Raw genomic sequence first — 19031 nt, forward strand, 5'->3', positions numbered from 1 at the left:
AAAGCAAAAAAGGAACACCAATCTGGATAAAAAGAAGAGAGGCAGTCGGAAAATGCGAAAGCAAAGGCAAGGAGGGCTTCAAGAACATGAGACAGACAAGAGACTGGGAAAATCAGTATATAACGCAGAAAAATCGTTATCCGATGCATACGCCGTACGGTGCGTATGAGACAGTAGAGCAGGCGCTCGCCGGAAATCGGAACGCGTCCCGCTTTGTAATGGATCTGAACGGAGACTGGAAATTCAAAATGTATCCGTCACCGGAAGCGGTGGAAGCATTTTATGAAGAGAATTTCGATCACGCAGCATGGGATGCGATTCCGGTGCCGTCCAACTGGGAACTGCAGGGATATGGAAAGCCGGTTTACACCAATATGCTGTATCCGTTCAAACGGGAGGCAAACGGCGAAGCATTTGAGATCGAGATTACCGAAGGCACCTACGAGCTGAATGCGCCGTACGTACCGGAGAAAAATCTGACTGGCTGCTATTTCAGAACCTTTGAGGTTCCAACAGACTATATCGGCCGACAGCTTCTCATCGATTTCGGCGGTGTGGAGTCCTGCTTCTATCTCTGGGTCAACGGAAAACAGGTGGGGTATTCCCAGGACAGCAAAGTGAACGCGGAATTTGACATCACTGAATATGTGCAGGAGGGAACGAACACCCTCGCCGTACAGGTAATGCGCTACTGTGACGGTACTTACCTGGAAGATCAGGATTACTGGCATCTGTCCGGTATCTACCGCGATGTCCGCCTCGTATCGAAACCGGTGCAGCACATCCTGGACTATAAGGCAGAGACACTGTTCACACACCCGGATTACACGAAAGCTACCCTCTCTGTCACGATCTGGCCGGACAACTCCAAACCGCTGTACGGCGAGTATCATGCCAAAGTGACGCTGTATGATGCAGAACAGAACAAAGTAACCGAGATGGATTCGAGACCGTTTGCTGAGTGCGGCTTCTATCTGATGCCGAAATTCATCGCAACCGTTACTGCTCCGGTAGAGAACCCGGCACTCTGGACTGCAGAGACTCCGACACTTTACACCCTCGTTGTCGAGCTACAGAACAAAGAGAATGAGACGGTTGATATCGAGAGCTGCAAGGTCGGCTTCCGTCAGGTGGAAATCAACAGCCGCGGTGTTCTGACCCTGAATGGCAAACGCCTTGTGATCCGAGGTGTTGACCGCCACGATTTTTGCGCCGAGACGGGACGTACCGTTTCTGAGGAGCAGATGCGAAAAGAAATTGCTGTGATGAAACGCCTGAATTTCAACGCTGTTCGTACCAGCCATTATCCGAATTCCGTGAAATGGTATGATCTGTGTGACGAGCTTGGCATTTACCTTGTCGATGAGACAAATCTTGAGACGCACGGTTACGGCGGACAGCTCAGTGCATCCGCTGAGTGGACAGCCGCTTATCTGGAGCGTGCAACCCGTATGGTACTGCGTGATAAAAACCATCCTTCCATCGTCTTGTGGTCCCTTGGAAATGAATCCGGTGCCGGGGCGAATCATGCTGCGATGCACGGCTGGATCCGCGAATACGACAAGACAAGATACGTTCAGTATGAGTCCGGCAACCCAAAGAGTAATATTTCCGACGTCATCTGCCCGATGTATCCGACGATGAGCTGGCTTACGGATGTGATGGCAGACGATTCTGATCTCCGCCCGTTCATCATGTGCGAATATGCGTATGCAAAGAGCAACAGCAACGGAAACTTCAAGGAGTTCTGGGACTATGTCAATAAATACCCGCGTTTCCAGGGCGGCTTTATCTGGGATTTCGCGGACAAGGCGATTGCGATCCACGAGGAGGACGGAAATATCAAATACGGCTACGGCGGAGCGTTCGGAGAGGATGTGACCGATCCGGTTCCGGATATGTGTCTGAATGGTGTTGTCTTTGCCGATCTTTCCTATAAACCGGGCGCCTATGAGGTGAGAAACGGCCAGTCCCCGGTTACGATTGAGCAGGTGAAAAATCCATATACCGGCGAAACTATATGGGTGCTGGCAAACCGCTACCATACCCTCGATCTTTCTCATCTGCAGGTGCGTTATGAAATTGTGCAGAACGGCGAAACGCTTGCCAAAGGCAGCTATCCGACATTTTACACGGCAGCCGGAACAACAGAGACGCTTCCGGAGCTTCCGGCGAAACTGCATGGCGAGGCGTATGTAAATTATTACGTTGAGCTTGCCCAAGATACCTTCTATGCACCGGCGGGAACAGAACTATACCGCCGTCAGATTCCGGTTACTTCAGGTGTTTATCTGGCAGACGAGAAAACGATTGTCGGGAAACCACTGACCGTATCGGAGGATGAAAATCATGTTCGCATCACCGGCGAAGAGACCGAAATTATCTTTGATAAAAAGACAGGTGAATTTACCAGATATCAGGCAAAGAGCGTTTCTTTTATGACCGGCGGAAAAGATGAATTTTATCGTGCCCCAACCGGTATTGATGAGGGAACCCATGAAAGTGATTACGATGATATCTGGCGCGCGGAAGGTCTGGATCGTCTGAAAAAGGAAGTACAGTTAGTATCGGCTGTCAGTGCCGGAAATCAGGTGCTTCTTGAAGTGCAGGCTTCCTATACCGCGGAGCCGGACAACGCAGTACTCTTTACCGCTCATACTCTGTATCGCATCGGCAGTGAGGGAATGGAGCTGAAAAACGAAGTAACAAACAACAGCGGTCTTGAGACCATCGCAAGAGTCGGACAGTCGTTCCGCTTCCCTGCAGCGTTTGATACGCTCACCTGGTATGGAAAAGGTCCCTGGGAGACGTATGCAGACCGAAAGGACGCAGCTTTTACCGGATTTTACACATCTTCTGTAGCAGAACAGCACGTTCCGTTTGTAGTACCTTGCGAATGCGGTGGCCATGAGGATACGCGATTTGCCGTTCTTTCGGATGGAACACATACCGTTCAGATTGTGGGCAGTGATGATTTCCATTTCAGTGCACTTCCTTATTCTATAGCAGAATATCGAAAAGCCACATATGAGGAAGAACTTCCGGAGCAGACAACAGGAACCTGGCTGATCCTGGATGTAGCGCACGCAGGCCTTGGCGGAGATACCGGCTGGACGAAAAATATTCACCCGGAATATCGTGTATGCAAGGGAAGATACAGCTATACGTTCCGTTTCCATTTCGCATAAAAGAAAAAATCGGCCAACTGCCTATTGGATTCTTACGGAACAAATTACAGATTTCTCGTGAATGCTGCATATGATGAAATGAAGAAAGCTATGAGGAAGCAGGATATTTGCCTGCTTTTTCATAGTTTTTTAAGTTAATCTTAAATTTAGTAAAAAATAACTTAAATTAAGTTTACAGTTATTTGCTATCATATTAACGTAATCTTAGATGTTAATAACGTCATAGAGGAACTAATAGATAAGTGACAGAAGGTAGGAAAGAACGTGGGACGAAGAAAGAAGGTCCGTCTGGAACAGATTGCAGTGCAGTGGAGAAAAGAAAATTCATACGGTAGATATAACAATTCTTCCGGAAGAGGTAACGGATACAACTCCATTTTATCTGATGTCATTAATTATTGCATAAGATTTTTGAAGGAGAGGCTTCCGGAGATTGAGACAGCAGCACTTGGAAATGAAGCTGGAATGATCGGTGCAGCAAGTTTACTGTAAAATATGGAGGAGATAAGATGAGAATTAATCCTGATAATAAAAAAATACGTTATAGCGGAAGGATTGACTGGGCGAATCCAAAAGAACCAATCTGGGTTTATCCATGTACATCTGTGGAATTTAAATTTACAGGAAAATATTTGAAAATTTTCCTGAGAAACAAAAATGAATACTGGCAGAATTATCTTGGATGTATTTTAGATGGAGTGCAGTCGTGTTATTATCTGGATAACGAGAAAGAGAATGAAATAGAGATTCGTGTTCCTGAGAATGAAAACGGAGAACATCATGTTCTTTTCTTTAAACGTCAGGATTCCTGCCATGAGATGCACATCCTTGGATTTGAAATTGAAGACGGAGCAAAATTATTGGAACTTCCGGATGCACCGACAAGAAAAATTGAAGTTTACGGAGATTCTGTATCAGCAGGAGAAGTGACAGAAGCAGTGGATTATACAGGAAAGACGGACCCTGAACATCAGGGAGGTTATTCTAACAGCTGGTATTCCTATGCATGGATGACAGCACGTATGCTGAATGCACAGATCCATGATATCGCACAGGGCGGAATTGCATTGCTGGATGGACAAGGCTGGTTCCATGAGCCGAATCAGATTGGAATGGAAAGTGCCTGGAATAAAATCCGCTTCAATAAAACATTTGGTGAACTGACAGAATGGGATTTTAATCAGTATACACCGCAGGTTGTTGTCGTGGCAATTGGCCAGAATGATAATCATCCGTTTGATTACATGTCAGAAGACTATATGTGTGAGAAAGCAATTCTTTGGAGAGAACACTATACAGAATTTTTAAAAAAACTGCGTCAGGTATATCCGAGGCATCGGTCATCTGCTGTACGACATTGCTTGAGCATGACAGTTCTTGGGACAAAGCAATTGACGATGTAGTGGTTTCTATGGGAGACAGTAAGATTTCCCATTGTATCTTTAAAAGAAACGGAGCAGCGACTCCAGGACATCTCAGAATTCCAGAAACCTATGAGATGGCGAGAGAACTTGCTGATTATATAGAGAATCTGGGAATCGAGGAATGGAAATAATTAGAATAGTAGAGTAATAAGAGGAAGATATCCTGGTGGTCTGATCCGGTTTTATTAGGACATTATCCGGATGAGGGATTGGTGCGTTATGAAAAATATCTTCCGAAAATCACAGAAGAAGATATGCGTCTGATCTCAGAACCGATCGATATCTATGGACAGAATATTTATAATGGAAGATGCGTCCGTATGGGGGAAGACGGAAAGCCACAGGAGGTTTGCCGATATGAAGGATTTCCTAAAACTGCGATCCAATGGCCGGTAACACCGGAATGTCTGCAGTGGGGACCGAAGTTTTTATATGAAAGATATCATAAGCCAATTTACATCACAGAGAACGGATTATCCTGCCATGATGTGATCTCATTAGATGGAAAAGTGCATGATCCAAACAGAATTGATTTTCTTGCAAGATATTTGCGAGAACTGAGAAAAGCAGCAGAGGAAGCGGATATCAGAGGATATTTCCAGTGGTCTTTGATGGATAATTTTGAATGGGCCAAAGGTTACTCATATCGATTTGGACTCGTATATGTGGACTACAGAAATCAGGAGAGAATTATGAAAGATTCCGCATTCCGGTATAAACACGTGATAGAAACAAACGGAGCAGAATTATAAATGGAAATAAAAGATCCCTTTTGGGGTTTATTTAGTAGCGTTAATAATAAATACTTGACAATTTATAAGGAGTGGTGTAGGGTAAAGGTGTCAAAGGAATTTCACCGGATTGGGTGTAATTCCGTTCACTATCCTATACGAAAAGAAGAGGTATTCATGATGAAAGAATTAAAGCCAATCAAAGAGGGTAAGGTACGCGAGATTTATGATAACGGCGACAGCCTGATCATGGTAGCAACCGACCGTATTAGCTGTTTTGATGTCATTCTGAACAATGTGGTAACAAAAAAAGGTACCGTTCTGACCCAGATGTCCAAATTCTGGTTCGATCTGACAGAAGACATCCTTCCGAATCATATGATCTCTGTAGACGTAAAAGACATGCCGGAATTTTTCCAGCAGGAGAAATTTGACGGAAACAGCATGATGTGCCGTAAGCTGGAAATGCTTCCTATCGAGTGCATTGTCCGCGGCTACATTACCGGAAGCGGCTGGGCAAGCTATCAGAAAACAGGAAAAGTATGTGGCATCGAGCTTCCGGAAGGATTAAAAGAATCTGACAAGCTTCCTGAGCCAATCTACACTCCGTCCACAAAGGCTGAAATCGGAGATCATGACGAAAATATCTCTTATGAGCAGAGCATCGCCCATCTGGAAAAATACTTCCCGGGAAAAGGAGCCGAGTATGCAGAGAAGCTTCGCGACTACACCATCGCTCTGTATAAAAAATGTGCCGATTATGCTTTAAGCAAAGGCATTATCATTGCAGACACAAAATTTGAGTTTGGTCTTGATGAAAACGGAAATATCGTAATCGGCGACGAGATGCTGACTCCGGACAGCTCCCGCTTCTGGCCTGCAGATGGTTATGAACCAGGCCATGGTCAGCCATCTTTTGACAAACAGTTCGCGCGCGACTGGCTCAAAGCCAACGATGGAAACCACGACTGGACTCTGCCGCAGGAAATCGTAGACAAGACGATCGAGAAATATCTTCAGGCATATGAGATGCTGACAGGAAAACCGCTGGCATAAAGAACATCATAGTGTTAAAAAGCTACAGGAGGCAGGTTCTGCCTCCTGTTTTTGCATATTTTGTGATAAGATCAGATGATAATCTGATACTCAAATGCGTGAAACATGTGATATAATGGGAAGAAAGACAGGATGCGAAGGAGGAAACACGATATGAAAATTGCTGCTGCAATTGAAAAAATGACAGATTTTTATAAGGGAAATATTCATGATATTTATCATTTTCTGAAGGTATGGGCCTTTGCAAAGAACATCGGCGAGGCGGAAGGACTGGATCCAAAAACACAGGAAACGCTGGAGATGGCAGCTGTTGTCCATGATATTGCCTGCCCGCTGTGTCGGGAAAAATACGGAAATACCAGCGGAAAGCATCAGGAAGAGGAAAGTGCGCCGCTCGTTGCAGAATTTTTCAAAGATGTACCGGCAGGAGAACTGGATGTCGAACGCATCACATGGCTGGTTACGCATCATCATACCTATACAAATGTAGAGGGAATGGATTACCAGATCCTGCTGGAAGCCGATTTTCTGGTCAATGCCGGCGAGAGCGAATATTCAAAACAGGCGATTGAAAATTTCTGCAGAAAAGTATTTCGGACGGAAGCGGGAACGCATCTGTTGAAGAGTATGTTTCCGGAGAAGGAATAAGGTCATGAAGTGTGACATCCTCCACCACCTCTACAGGTGGTGGAGGATGTCACTTTTACAGCAGGACAGCCGGGGGCATTTAACCTTTATGGCGGTCAACCGGGAGATCCCGAAGTATCTGGATGCTACCTTATGGAACAGGGGATTTGTGGATACAAACGGCAAATACTATGAGCTTTGGAATGCGCAGGCACAGTATTATACGGAGTAAAATTTTGGCAATCTGTCGGCAGAAGCCATTCACAGAGAGATTGACGGTACACTGAAACGGCTGGGAACAGATTATCTGGATCTGTATATCATTCACCGTTTTGACTACGAAACTCCGATTGAGGAAACAATGGAAGCCCTGAATGTATGACCGCACTGGCATGGCAATGGGCGAAGGGAGTCAGCTCCCCGATTATCGGTGCGACCAAGGCGGCAATTGTTTCGTAAAAAACTATGGCATGTAAAACGCCGTCAGACTTGTTGTAGTCTGACGCGTTTTACGTTAGGAAGCTCTTTGAAGAAACATCTATATTATTTCGTTTCCTGTCCCGCTTTCTTCCGGAACAGTTCTTTTCCACAGCTGATGACAATGATGACACCAAGAACCATCAGCAGAATGGCGATGATGAGCTGCAGTCCCTCAACGAGGAAGACAGCGGTTCCTGCTCCATACGCTTTTACAAGTGCAATGACACGCTCTACCAGTGCGGTAAAGGTGACACAGAGCATGATGATGAGCGGCGGGAACAGGGTTCTGTTTTCACGGCCGGTGACTTTCAGGAAGACACAGAGCGTGATCAGAACGAGTGCACTCAGCATCTGGTTTGCACTTCCGAACAGCGGCCAGATATTGGCATATCCGATCTGGGTCAGGATGTAGCCGCAGAGCAGAGTAACAATGGTAGAGAAATATTTATTGCAGAGCAGCTTTCTCCATCCGGCAGCATGTTCCATATCATCGACAGTGAACAGTTCCTGGAAGGACATACGGCCGATTCGTGCAACGGAGTCAAGACTGGTAAGTGCCAGCGCCGATACACACATCGTCATGAAGCACTGTGCTCCGTATACCGGGATGCCGAACATTTCCAGAAATCCGGCAACACCGGAAGAAAAGATCGCAAATGGCGTTCCGACAGCAGCCGTACCGTCTGCAGAAGCAGCAGCACCGGCAACGCAGAGGGCGAGGACGGCAAGCAGGCTCTCCAGAACCATAGCTCCGTATCCGACTTTCTGCATATCTTTTTCATTCGCAATGGTTTTCGAAGAGGTTCCAGACGATACCAGGCTGTGGAATCCGGAAACAGCACCACAGGCAACGGTGACAAACAGGATCGGGAACAGATCTCCGGATGCCGCATTGTGGAAACCGGTGTACATTGGAAGATTCATTTTCGGGTGTGCAACAACAAGTCCGACAACAGCGCCAAGGATCATGCCGGCAAACATAAAGGTTGTCATAAAGTCACGCGGCTGCATCAGAAGCCACATCGGAAGGACAGCGGCAAGAAAGATGTAGGCAAATACCAGATAAGTCCAGGTTGCTTTGCTTGTTACAAGCGGTACATTCATGCCGATTGCAAAAGCTGCAACGGTGCATGCAAGGCCGAGTACCATTTCTTTCCAGCCTTTCCACTGCAGTTTTTTCTGGAGCAGTCCGAAGACAACAGCAAAAGCGATAAACAGAAGGGAGATGCTTCCGGCAGCGCCGTTTACAGTTGCCTGGGCAGAAAGCTTTGTGACGCCGTCAACCGTTTCGTAAGCATTAAATGTTCCGGCAACCATATCGGCAAAGGCGGCGATAACGATCAGTGTAAAGAGCCAGCAGAAGAGAAGAAACAGTTTTTTTCCTGTTTTGCCGATGTATTTCTCAATGAGAAGTCCCATGGATTTTCCTTCGTTTTTGACACTCGCATACAGCGCACCGAAATCGGTAACAGCACCAAAGAAGATACCGCCGATCAGGATCCATAAAAGGACGGGAACCCATCCAAAGACAGCGGCCTGAATGGCACCGGTGACAGGGCCTGCACCTGCGATTGAAGAAAACTGATGGGCGAATACGGTCCATCCATCGGTAGGGACGTAATCCTGACCGTCATTTTTTGCAACGGCAGGTGTTTTTGCTTTGGGATCGATGCCCCATTTCTTTGCCAGCCAGCTTCCGTAGAAGGTATAACCTGCTATCAGACATACAGCGGCGATCAGTACAATAACCAACGTGTTCATAATAAAATTCCTCCTCGTTCAAAAATGATATTTCCAGTTTACATGGATTTCAAATGGAAAAAGAAAAGGGAAAAGGCAATTGTGTTGGTATGCTTGGAAACAAAAAAAGCTTCGTCTCCCTGACTTATGCAAGAAGACGAAGCTTTCAAAAAACGCTCCGCGTTACCACTTCTAATTATCGGCTGTTTCTTTTGGTCGATCACTCAGACAAGATCCCCGAAACCATTTGATACACTTTCCGGTGAATCTCTTCTCTGCTAACGGTGAGAGGCCGGTCCGGACTACTTTCCATTTCTGGTTTCGTCTGTACAGCTCACAGGGGATTGTTCTTTGGGATACCTGCCATCTCGCACCAGCCGATGGTTCTCTGCAAAGGCTCACCCGAAAAATGTTGTCCTGCTCATTGCTTTTTTCTGATCCCTTTTTTCTTTTGAACACTTTGCATTATAGTCTCATTTTTCGGTTTGTCAAGCAATTTTTTAAAAAATATCATGTTTTTTCCCTGAAAATAGTAAAAATTTATTTCTTGACACAGAAAACCAGAATTTTTATAATAGAAGAAAAAGCGCAGAACCAGAAGGCTTCTGCGGAAAGGTGGTATTTTTGTATGGGGTATTATGACAAAGAACGTGTAAGGGGATTTTTGCACAATCAGGACGGTATTATGGCGAATGATTTCGGATGTTTCTTCTGACGGAAGAGTTTATGAGAAGATACAAAGACCGCTGGATCATCGGCGCATATGACTGTATCAACGAGCCGATCTCCATGACGCCGCGCCGCGAGGAGCTGACACCGAAGCCGGTCTATTTCTACGAGGAAATGATCCGCCGCTGCAGAAAGATCGACCAGAAACACTTATTTTTGCTGAATGGTACACAGTTTTCCTCTCTTACATATTTCTTTGATCATGAGTTTGACCCGGAATACCACAACTGGGGCATCAGTCTTCATGCGTATGAGATGGTTGTTCCGGAGGTAGCTTCTCTTGCCAGCGTTCTCCGTACCTGCCGGGAACAGAAGATCTGCCTGTGGATGGGCGAGACAGGAGGAAGAAATGAGCACGCATGGCAGACAACGATGTATGAGATTCTTGCCGAGTACCACGCCGGTTATAATCTGTGGTGCTGGAAAACAGTAGAGGGAGCAGGAGAGTATGCTTCCTATACAATCCGTGAAAAAGAAACCTATACAGTTTCTGTAACTTACTGTGCAGACAAAGAGGTTAAGGTACAGGCAGCTATTCAGGGAGAGACTCTTTTTGAAGGGGTAATGCCTCCTGCCGGTGAGAAAGTAACTTCGGATGTTCATCCATATTTTGCATATGAAATAGCACCGAACACACTCGAACAGTTCACACTCGGTACCGTTACAGGAGAAGGCATTCTGAAAATAGAGGTTCTGGACGGATGTGCACGGTTCGGACAGATTGTGATTCGGAAAAGTGAAAAATAGCAGAACATAACGTTTCTTTATGAGAAATAAATAACAGATCTATCTGCCCGCAGGAATCAAAAAAATCCGACGGGCAGATTTTTTGATTTTTTTCAGTTTTCCATTGACAATTGCATCACTGGTGCTATAATAAAAACAAACATATGAATAAATGTTCATATGAACAGTGAAAATGAAAAAGGAGATCAAAAGCGATGAAGAAAACGTATAAGATCGATGTTGACTGCGCAAACTGTGCAAACAAAATGGAAGAGGCTGCAAAAAACACAGCAGGTGTAAAGGATGCTACCGTAAACTTTATGATGCTCAAAATGATCGTTGAGTTCGAAGACGGACAGGATCCAAAGAGCGTTATGCAGGATGTTCTGAAAAACTGCAAAAAAGTTGAGGATGACTGCGAGATCTTCCTCTAAAATAAAAAACTTTCATCGGCGGATGGAAGAAAAAGCTGGAGCAGAATAGATTCTAAAACCTGTCTGCGGTTCAGCTCGAGAAAAATCCAGTATTTTCTCTCTGGAGCAGCGGATTTGGATCTGTAAATCTCTGGGATGAAATGCTGGATTTTTTCATCCGGCGGTAAGAACAAAGGAGGCATATGTATGAATAAGAAACAGAAAAAGGTTCTCATCCGCGTCATCGTTGCATCGGTTCTTCTGATTCTCTGCGCGGTACTGCCGACAACCGGCTATGTGCGATTTGCAACCTTTATGGTTCCTTATCTGGTCATCGGATACGATATCCTGAAAAAGGCCTGGAAGGGAATCCTGAACAAACAGGTATTTGATGAAAACTTTCTGATGGCTGTTGCAACGGTCGGTGCCATTCTGCTTGGCGAGTATCCGGAGGGCGTAGCCGTTATGCTGTTTTATCAGATCGGCGAACTGTTCCAGAGCTATGCTGTCGGAAAGAGCCGCCGGAACATCAGCGAACTGATGGATATCCGCCCGGATTATGCAAATATCGAGGTAGACGGAAAACTCGAGCAGGTTGATCCGGATGAAGTTGAGGTTGGCACAATCATCGTTGTACAGCCTGGTGAAAAGATTCCGATCGATGGTGTGATCAAAGAAGGAAACACCACACTGAATACCAGTGCCCTGACCGGAGAGAGTGTTCCGCGTGACGCCCGGGATGGAGACGAAGTCATCAGCGGATGTATCAATATGTCCGGTCTGATTAAAGTAAAAACAACGAAAGAGTTTGGAGAGTCCACCGTATCCAAAATTCTGGACCTTGTGGAAAACTCCAGCTCCAAGAAATCAAGATCCGAGAACTTTATTTCCAAATTTGCGAAATACTATACACCGGCCGTCTGCTACGGTGCGCTGGCGCTGGCAATCCTGCCGCCGCTGGCACGGATGCTGTTTTAAGTGCCGCTCCTGAGTGGAGCGTATGGATTTACCGTGCGCTGACCTTCCTGGTTATCAGCTGCCCTTGTGCACTGGTCATCAGTATTCCGCTCAGCTTCTTCGCCGGTATCGGCGGCGCAAGCCATGAAGGTGTCCTGGTGAAAGGTTCCAACTATCTGGAAACACTTTCCCAGACCAAATACGTTGTATTCGATAAAACCGGTACCATGACACAGGGTGTCTTTGAAGTAGCCGGTATTCACCACAATACGATCAGTCAGGAAGATGTTCTGGAATACGCAGCACTTGCTGAGTGTGCTTCGAGCCATCCGATCAGCAAGAGTCTGCAGAGAGCATATGGAAAACTGATCGACCGAAGCCGTGTCACGGACATCGAAGAGATCAGCGGAAACGGTGTAACAGCAAAGGTAGACGGTAAAAATGTCGCTGCCGGAAATGCAAAACTGATGGAGCGCCTTGGCGTTGATTATATCGACTGCCACAGCGTCGGCACCATCGTCCATGTTGCTGTAGACGGCAAGTATGCCGGACATATCCTGATCTGTGATATGATCAAACCGCATGCGAAAGAGGCGATTCAGGCGCTGCGGAAATCCGGTATTAAAAAGACGATTATGCTGACCGGAGACTCCAAGCGGATAGCCGATCAGGTAGCTGCAGATCTTGGAATTGATGAAGTTTACAGCGAACTGCTTCCTGGTGACAAAGTAAGTAAAGTGGAAGAGCTGCTTGCCGCAAAGACAGAAAAAGAAAAACTTGCCTTCGTAGGTGACGGCATCAACGATGCACCGGTACTGTCCCGTGCCGATATCGGTATTGCGATGGGAGCACTTGGTTCCGACGCAGCAATTGAAGCAGCTGATATCGTTCTGATGGACGACGATCCGCTCAAGATTTCCAAAGCAATTCACATTTCCAGAAAATGTATTCACATTGTTTATGAGAATATTTATTTTGCAATTGGTATCAAAGTATTGTTCCTGCTTCTGGGAGCCATCGGTATCGCTAACATGTGGATGGCAATTTTCGCAGATGTCGGAGTTATGATTCTGGCGGTTCTGAATGCAATTCGTGCTCTGTTTGTGAAAAATCTATAGAAAGACGAGGACACAAAATGGCAAAAATCAATCCGGATGAAGCTGATCTGTGCTGTGACTCCTGTGAGGTTCATGAAAATCTGGTAAAGATTGTCAATGAGACCATGCCGGATGAAACAGAGCTTTACGATCTGGCAGAGCTTTTCAAGGTATTTGGTGATTCCACGCGGATCCAGATCCTGTTTGTCCTGTTTGAGGCAGAGGTATGCGTCTGCGACCTGGCAGAAGCACTGCACATGACACAGTCCGCAATTTCCCACCAGCTTCGCATTCTGAAGCAGAATAAGCTGGTAAAGAGCAGACGAGAAGGAAAATCGGTGTTCTACTCTCTTGCAGATGGTCATGTACGGACAATCATCGCACAGGGACAGGAGCATATTGAAGAGGATTAAAAAAGCATAAGATAGCAGAAACGTCCCGCAAATGAAATTTCTCATCTGCGGGACGTTTCTGCTTTTCATATTCATTCTTTATTTGGTAAACCATGCTTCCCGAACATGCTGTTTTAGAAGGTTCCGTGCATTTTGGAAGCTGTTTTTTTACTTTATTTACATAACCAAATTATGTAAAGCATTTCTTGAATTTCATGATTTATACTCCTCGGAGTAATACGGAATGCAGAGATACATACCGTCCGTGATCTGGTTGGAACTCAGGTGATTGATCTCACGGACCTCAGCAATGTAACTGGAAATATCGGAGTATTCTTCTGTACGGTATTCTTTGGCGATATCCCACAGTGTATCGCCGGAAGAAACGCGGATACTGGTGTAGTATTTGTAGGTTGGAGCTTTCGGCTCACTGTCTGCCTGCGTATTCTGCGGCGTGAAGTGGAAGATTAAAAGAAATGTGACGGCAACCAGAGACAGGAGAGCGGCGGCTGCGCGGATCTGCAGTTTTCTTCTCTGGATTTTTCGTCTTTCTCTCAGTGATTTTCTTTTCTTTGCATTGGTACTCATGTAAAATTCCCCCTTGATTTGTGATAGAAGAGTAGTTGTGCTACGTGAACATTTGTTCTTTCGAATATATGTTCATTATAATAAAAGAACGTATGTTTGTCAATACGAAATACGAACAAATTTTCGAAACTTTTGTTTGCGTTCCGGTTGGATTTATGGTAAAATTTATTTGGTATATTTTAAGCAAATATCGTATAGAAAGAGGGGACTACCCTAATTCATATAAAAAACGAAACGACAGGAGGAACATACGATGGCTGGAGACAAAAATAAACTGACAGAGAAACAGAGACAGATTCTCGAATATTTAAAACAGGAAATTTTGCAGAGAGGATTCCCGCCGTCTGTGCGTGAGATCTGCGAAGCGGTTTCCCTTCGTTCTACATCCTCGGTACATGCACATCTGGAAACACTGGAGCGGAAAGGCTATATCAAACGAGATGCAACAAAACCGAGAGCCATTGAAATCTGCGATGAAGGATTCCATACCGGCCGCCTTGGTGCAATCCAGGGAATTGCATCGGAAGACACCGCATCCCAGAGCGAGGTTGCACAGATTCCGCTGATCGGCAAAGTAGCTGCCGGAGAACCGATTCTTGCGGTAGAGAATATTGAAGGATATTTTCCGATGCCGGTAGACCGTCTGCCAAACGCAGAAACGTTCCTTTTAAAGGTACAGGGCGAAAGCATGGTAAATGCAGGTATTTTAGACGGTGACCTTGTTCTTGTGGAACAACAGGCAACTGCGGAAAATGGAGAAAAAATTGTCGCTCTGGTCAATGATTCCGCTACAGTAAAAACATTCTACAAGGAAGACGGTTATTTCCGCCTGCAGCCGGAAAACGATGAGATGGATCCGATCCTTGTGAATGATCTGCAGATCGTAGGAAAGGTAATCGGAGTATTAAGATTTTTATCCTGAAAAATAAAAGAAGAAAATAAAAAATGTTGTGAAAAAACGAACAAGAAATCGGCCTGTAAAATTCGGCGGTTTCAGAGGAAAAACCGGTGATTTCTGAAAGTAACTCTTCAACTATTCGAAAAACCTGCGTTTCCCGAATAGTTATATAGAAGAAATACTTCTTTCATTTTCCCGGTTTTCTGTTTAGAAAGGCTCATTTGCAGTTATGAAATCAAAAATTACGTATCACGAACAAACCGATATGGAAAATACACTGAAGCTCCGCGAGGTTCTGAAGACGCTTCCCTCTTTTACTTCCGAATTTTTCCGCGGCATCAGCACAACGACATCGACCAGCACACGGATCAAATATGCATATGACCTTCGGATCTTTTTTCAGTATCTGCAGAAAGAAAATCCGGAACTTGCCAAAATTCCCATGGATCAGATGTCCGTTGATGTGCTTGACCAGGTCACTGCACTTGATCTTGAGGAATACACAGAATATTTAAAGGCTTATATCGGTTCCCAGGAATCTTATACCACCAACGGGGAAAAAGGCCTGAAACGAAAATTGTCGGCACTTCGGACGTTCTATTCCTATTATTTCAAAAAGGAACTGATTGAGACAAATCCTACGCTGCTTATCGATATGCCGAAGCTCCATGAAAAAGAAATTATCCGTCTGGAGCCAAATGAGGTTGCGGAGCTTCTCGATTTTATTGAATCCTGCGGCGACGGGCTGAGCAATCATCAGCGGGCCTACTATGAAAAAACAAAGGAACGTGATTTTGCAATCATTACTCTTCTGCTTGGCACGGGAATCCGTGTGTCGGAATGTGTCGGGTTAGATATTGAGGATGTCGATTTTAAAAACAATGGCATCAAAGTGCTTCGAAAAGGTGGAAATGAAATGTTTGTCTACTTTGGAGATGAAGTTGCCGAGGCACTGAAAAAGTATATCGAAGTCCGCGCAGGTATTACGCCTGTGGCAGGACACGAACACGCACTCTTCTATTCAGCGCAGAGAAAACGGATCAACGTCAAGACGGTGGAAAATCTGGTGAAGAAATATGCGTCCCAGGTGACGACAACGAAGAAAATTACGCCGCATAAACTGCGTAGTACGTACGGTACGACGCTGTATCAGGAAACAGGCGATATTTATCTTGTTGCGGATGTCCTCGGCCATAAGGATGTCAATACGACGAAGAAACATTATGCTGCCATGGACGATGCAAGGCGCCGTCAGGCTGCCACAGCGGTACGGCTGCGGGAGTCCATGCCGGAGCATGAGGAATAAAAACATATCAGAAACCAAAAGAGGAATCAACAGGGATTATATCCCATTCGTTGATTCCTCTTTTTTATGGAGACGACTTCTCTCCTGCTTTTTTTAAGTTACTCCGCCTTAATTGCCCAGCGCATTTTCGTTGAACTTGCACGGCTGTTGCGGATGCATTCTTCTTTGGAAGGACGAATGACTTCTTTTGAATATTCGGAATAAATACCGATCTGATACAGTCCCTTCATGGACTTTTTCACAAGCCGGTCTTCGCCGGAATGGAACGTCAGAATTGCCGCTCTGCCGCCCGGAGCAAGAGCATCCGGAAGTTTTTCCATGAATGCTTCCAGAACCTCATATTCGTTGTTTACATCGATCCGCAGTGCCTGGAAGGTGCGGGCGCAGGATTTTTTGATGGCTTCTTTTTTCTCGTCTTTCGGAAGAAAATCCAGTGCTTCAGCGATCAGATCACGCAGTGCAAACGTAGTGTCAATTTTCTTTCCTTTCCGAAGTGCCCGCGTAACAGCCTGGGAAATTTCTTTTGCATACGGTTCATCGGCGTTTTCAATGAGCATGCCTTCCAGTTCATCGCGTGCAACCGTGCGCAGACGCTCGGCCGCGGAAATTCCTGCCTCCGGATTCAGGCGAAGATCCAGCGGTCCATCATATTTGTAGGAAAAGCCGCGCTCCGGATTATCAATCTGCATGGAGGAAACACCAAGATCCGCCAGAATGAAGTCAAAGGGGCCGTATTTGGCAGCAACCTGATCAATATTGGCAAAATTCTGATGAAGAATCGTTAAAATCTCAGGGCCGTACCCCTGCGCGGCCAGTCGTTCTTTTGTTTTTGCCATCTCGATCGGATCGACATCCAGCGCACAGAGATGCCCTTTTCCCTGCAGGCATGCAAGCATACGGGAGCTGTGGCCGCCGTATCCGAGTGTTGCATCAAGTCCGTTCTGTCCCGGCTCGATCTTGAGAAAATCGAGGATTTCATCTACGAGAATTGGGATATGCATGCCGGCCGGTGTGCTTCCCTTTTGGATCACATGCTCAATGGTCCCCTGATATTTCTCCGGATTCAGTTCTTTGTATTTCTCATTGTAATTCCGCGGATGTGTGCCTTTGTAGCGGACGCGGCGTTTGTGTTCTTTCTGTTCTTCCATAAAATGTTCTCCTTATACTTCAAATACATTTAATCGAACATGTGCGTTCGAATATTTTCCAGATCAATTGGTTCTCCTGTCATCGGCTGCAGAAAGTGCAGTTTCCAGGCATGGAGCGCGGCACGGGTACCGCCGTCGCGGACTCCGTAGAGCGGATCTCCGAAAAGTGGATGTCCAATAGATGCCATGTGAAGGCGGATCTGATGCGTGCGGCCGGTTTCCAGACGGCAGCACACGACGGCCCAGAAAGGATCCTGAAGGACAGCCTCGTAGTGTGTAATAGCCCACAGGCCGTTCCCTTCTTTACAGATACGCATTTTAGTGATACGTTTCCCAGACGGATCGAAAGAATCAGGGTCATCTCCTGGAATTTGCTCCATGGAAAGACGAATGGTTTCTTTTTGCGTTTCTTCGGAAAAGGGATGGTGTACCAGAGCCAGGTATTCTTTTTTCAGCGCGCCGCTCTCCCGCTGCCGGGACAGTCTGGCAGCAGCCAGCTGATTCTTTGCAAATAGTACCAGACCCGATGTATCTTTGTCAAGACGGCCGATGCAGCGGAGTTCAGAAGGCGCTGTCGGTGTTTTTAACAGGGATGCGGCAGCATGTGTCAGGGAATCGAAATAATGGCCGTGGGAAGCGTGGCAGACCATACCGGATGGCTTGTCTGCGACACAGAGATCACTGTCCTCATAGAGAATCCGTACGCCGGCAGAATCACCTGATACCGGCAGAACCTGATCTTCGGAAAGGTGGGGACACTTCTGCTCATATCGAAAAGTGATCGTATCTCCAGTCTGGACGACTGCATTTGTGCGGCAGGAAACACCGTTTTTCTGAATTCCATCCGGAATATATTTGGCATGGCGGATTTCACGTGGTGTCAGGTGCAGAAAACGTTTTAGAATTGTTTCCACCGACAGTCCCCCCTGTTCCGGAAGGACAAAGTGACACAGCTGCTGATAGTCAAATTGCGGCATAAAAGATTTTCTCCTCTTCACAAGTTCACATAATCATTTTATGTAAACTATATAAATACAAACAATTCAGTACGATGATGGTACACTATCTCTAGACAAAAACAGGTTTCACAGATCCTCTAAGATCACCGTAAACGGCCCATCATTCACCAGTGATACTTCCATCTCAGCCCCGAACACTCCCGTTTCGACAACAGGAACCTGTTCCCGTGCTTTCGCGACCATATATTCATACAGTTCTTCTGCTCTGTGCGGCTCGCCTGCTTCCGTGAAGCTTGGACGGTTTCCCTTTTTACAGTTGGCATACAGGGTAAACTGTGAAACCATCAGAAGCTGTCCATCCACATCTGCCAGGGACTTGTTCGTCTTTCCATTTTCATCTTCAAAAATACGCAGTCCCAGCAGTTTTTTCATATACTTGTCTGCTGTTGCTTCATCGTCCCCCTGGCCGACACCGATCAGAACCAGAAAACCTTTCTGAATCGATCCGACAACCTTCTCTTCCACCGAAACACTTGCTCTTTTTACACGTTGTATAACAATTTTCATCTTTA

General features: G+C 45.9%; 17 protein-coding genes and 2 pseudogenes. 14 read left to right on the top strand and 5 right to left on the bottom strand.

Annotated elements, in window-relative coordinates; translation table 11 throughout:
- Nucleotides 1-86: 86 nt before the first annotated feature.
- The 8 genes and pseudogenes from DXA55_RS00440 to DXA55_RS00470 form a co-directional block, all read left to right on the top strand.
- Nucleotides 87-3188 (top strand): glycoside hydrolase family 2 TIM barrel-domain containing protein, encoded by a 3102-nt coding sequence (locus tag DXA55_RS00440; protein ID WP_158564999.1) that lies wholly within the window; start codon nt 87-89, stop codon nt 3186-3188.
- A gap of 264 nt (nt 3189-3452) precedes the next feature.
- Nucleotides 3453-3680: a hypothetical protein gene (locus tag DXA55_RS00445; RefSeq protein WP_117812784.1), complete on the top strand. Its 228-nt coding sequence runs from the start codon at nt 3453-3455 to the stop codon at nt 3678-3680.
- Nucleotides 3681-3697: 17 nt separating this feature from the next.
- A complete protein-coding gene (locus DXA55_RS00450; protein ID WP_330415001.1) occupies nt 3698-4591 on the top strand; it encodes a hypothetical protein in 894 nt (297 codons plus the stop codon).
- A 179-nt stretch (nt 4592-4770) separates the two neighbouring features.
- The gene (locus DXA55_RS00455; protein ID WP_117804971.1) at nt 4771-5364 is read left to right on the top strand and encodes a family 1 glycosylhydrolase; all 594 of its coding nucleotides are present in this window, start codon (nt 4771-4773) and stop codon (nt 5362-5364) included.
- A 159-nt stretch (nt 5365-5523) separates the two neighbouring features.
- On the top strand, nt 5524-6399 hold the full coding sequence (locus DXA55_RS00460) for a phosphoribosylaminoimidazolesuccinocarboxamide synthase (RefSeq protein ID WP_055217859.1): 876 nt from the start codon (nt 5524-5526) through the stop codon (nt 6397-6399).
- Nucleotides 6400-6552: 153 nt separating this feature from the next.
- On the top strand, nt 6553-7047 hold the full coding sequence (locus DXA55_RS00465) for an HD domain-containing protein (protein ID WP_117508936.1): 495 nt from the start codon (nt 6553-6555) through the stop codon (nt 7045-7047).
- A 4-nt stretch (nt 7048-7051) separates the two neighbouring features.
- Entirely contained in the window at nt 7052-7258 is a 207-nt protein-coding gene (locus tag DXA55_RS16945) for a hypothetical protein (protein WP_147341976.1), read from the top strand.
- Nucleotides 7259-7402 (top strand): annotated as a pseudogene (locus tag DXA55_RS00470) (aldo/keto reductase); the annotation flags it as partial.
- Nucleotides 7403-7569: 167 nt separating this feature from the next.
- Here the strand turns inward: DXA55_RS00470 and DXA55_RS00475 are convergent.
- Nucleotides 7570-9267: a carbon starvation CstA family protein gene (locus DXA55_RS00475; protein WP_022462875.1), complete on the bottom strand. Its 1698-nt coding sequence runs from the start codon at nt 9265-9267 to the stop codon at nt 7570-7572.
- 705 nt (nt 9268-9972) lie between these two features.
- Here DXA55_RS00475 and DXA55_RS00485 point away from each other — a divergent pair.
- From DXA55_RS00485 to DXA55_RS00505, 4 genes and pseudogenes are all read left to right on the top strand, one after another.
- Complete coding sequence (locus tag DXA55_RS00485) at nt 9973-10722, top strand: cellulase family glycosylhydrolase (RefSeq protein WP_158565000.1); 750 nt, start codon at nt 9973-9975, stop codon at nt 10720-10722.
- Between the two features lie 194 nt (nt 10723-10916).
- The gene (locus DXA55_RS00490) at nt 10917-11135 is read left to right on the top strand and encodes a cation transporter (protein ID WP_055266075.1); all 219 of its coding nucleotides are present in this window, start codon (nt 10917-10919) and stop codon (nt 11133-11135) included.
- A 186-nt stretch (nt 11136-11321) separates the two neighbouring features.
- Nucleotides 11322-13189 (top strand): annotated as a pseudogene (locus DXA55_RS19075) (heavy metal translocating P-type ATPase).
- A gap of 17 nt (nt 13190-13206) precedes the next feature.
- Nucleotides 13207-13581, top strand: a complete 375-nt coding sequence (locus tag DXA55_RS00505) for an ArsR/SmtB family transcription factor (protein WP_022462871.1) — start codon at nt 13207-13209, stop codon at nt 13579-13581.
- A 192-nt stretch (nt 13582-13773) separates the two neighbouring features.
- Here DXA55_RS00505 and DXA55_RS00510 read toward each other — a convergent pair whose 3' ends face one another.
- Nucleotides 13774-14148, bottom strand: coding sequence for a LysM peptidoglycan-binding domain-containing protein (locus tag DXA55_RS00510; protein WP_022462870.1), 375 nt, complete (start codon nt 14146-14148; stop codon nt 13774-13776).
- Nucleotides 14149-14401: 253 nt separating this feature from the next.
- On the opposite strand from DXA55_RS00510, the gene lexA reads away from it, so the two are divergent.
- Entirely contained in the window at nt 14402-15070 is a 669-nt protein-coding gene (gene lexA / locus DXA55_RS00515) for a transcriptional repressor LexA (protein WP_055217843.1), read from the top strand.
- 205 nt (nt 15071-15275) lie between these two features.
- Nucleotides 15276-16352 (top strand): tyrosine-type recombinase/integrase, encoded by a 1077-nt coding sequence (locus tag DXA55_RS00520; protein WP_022462868.1) that lies wholly within the window; start codon nt 15276-15278, stop codon nt 16350-16352.
- A 98-nt stretch (nt 16353-16450) separates the two neighbouring features.
- On the opposite strand, the gene rsmH is transcribed toward DXA55_RS00520, so the two are convergent.
- The 3 genes from rsmH to dtd form a co-directional block, all read right to left on the bottom strand.
- Entirely contained in the window at nt 16451-17500 is a 1050-nt protein-coding gene (gene rsmH, locus DXA55_RS00525) for a 16S rRNA (cytosine(1402)-N(4))-methyltransferase RsmH (RefSeq protein WP_117508932.1), read from the bottom strand.
- Nucleotides 17501-17529: 29 nt separating this feature from the next.
- Nucleotides 17530-18477, bottom strand: coding sequence for an RluA family pseudouridine synthase (locus tag DXA55_RS00530; RefSeq protein ID WP_117812787.1), 948 nt, complete (start codon nt 18475-18477; stop codon nt 17530-17532).
- 108 nt (nt 18478-18585) lie between these two features.
- The gene (dtd, locus tag DXA55_RS00535) at nt 18586-19026 is read right to left on the bottom strand and encodes a D-aminoacyl-tRNA deacylase (protein ID WP_117812788.1); all 441 of its coding nucleotides are present in this window, start codon (nt 19024-19026) and stop codon (nt 18586-18588) included.
- Nucleotides 19027-19031: the final 5 nt, after the last annotated feature.

Origin of the sequence: Blautia sp. OF03-13 (assembly GCF_003460685.1) — a bacterium.
Classification (GTDB): Bacteria; Bacillota; Clostridia; order Lachnospirales; family Lachnospiraceae; genus Fusicatenibacter; species Fusicatenibacter saccharivorans.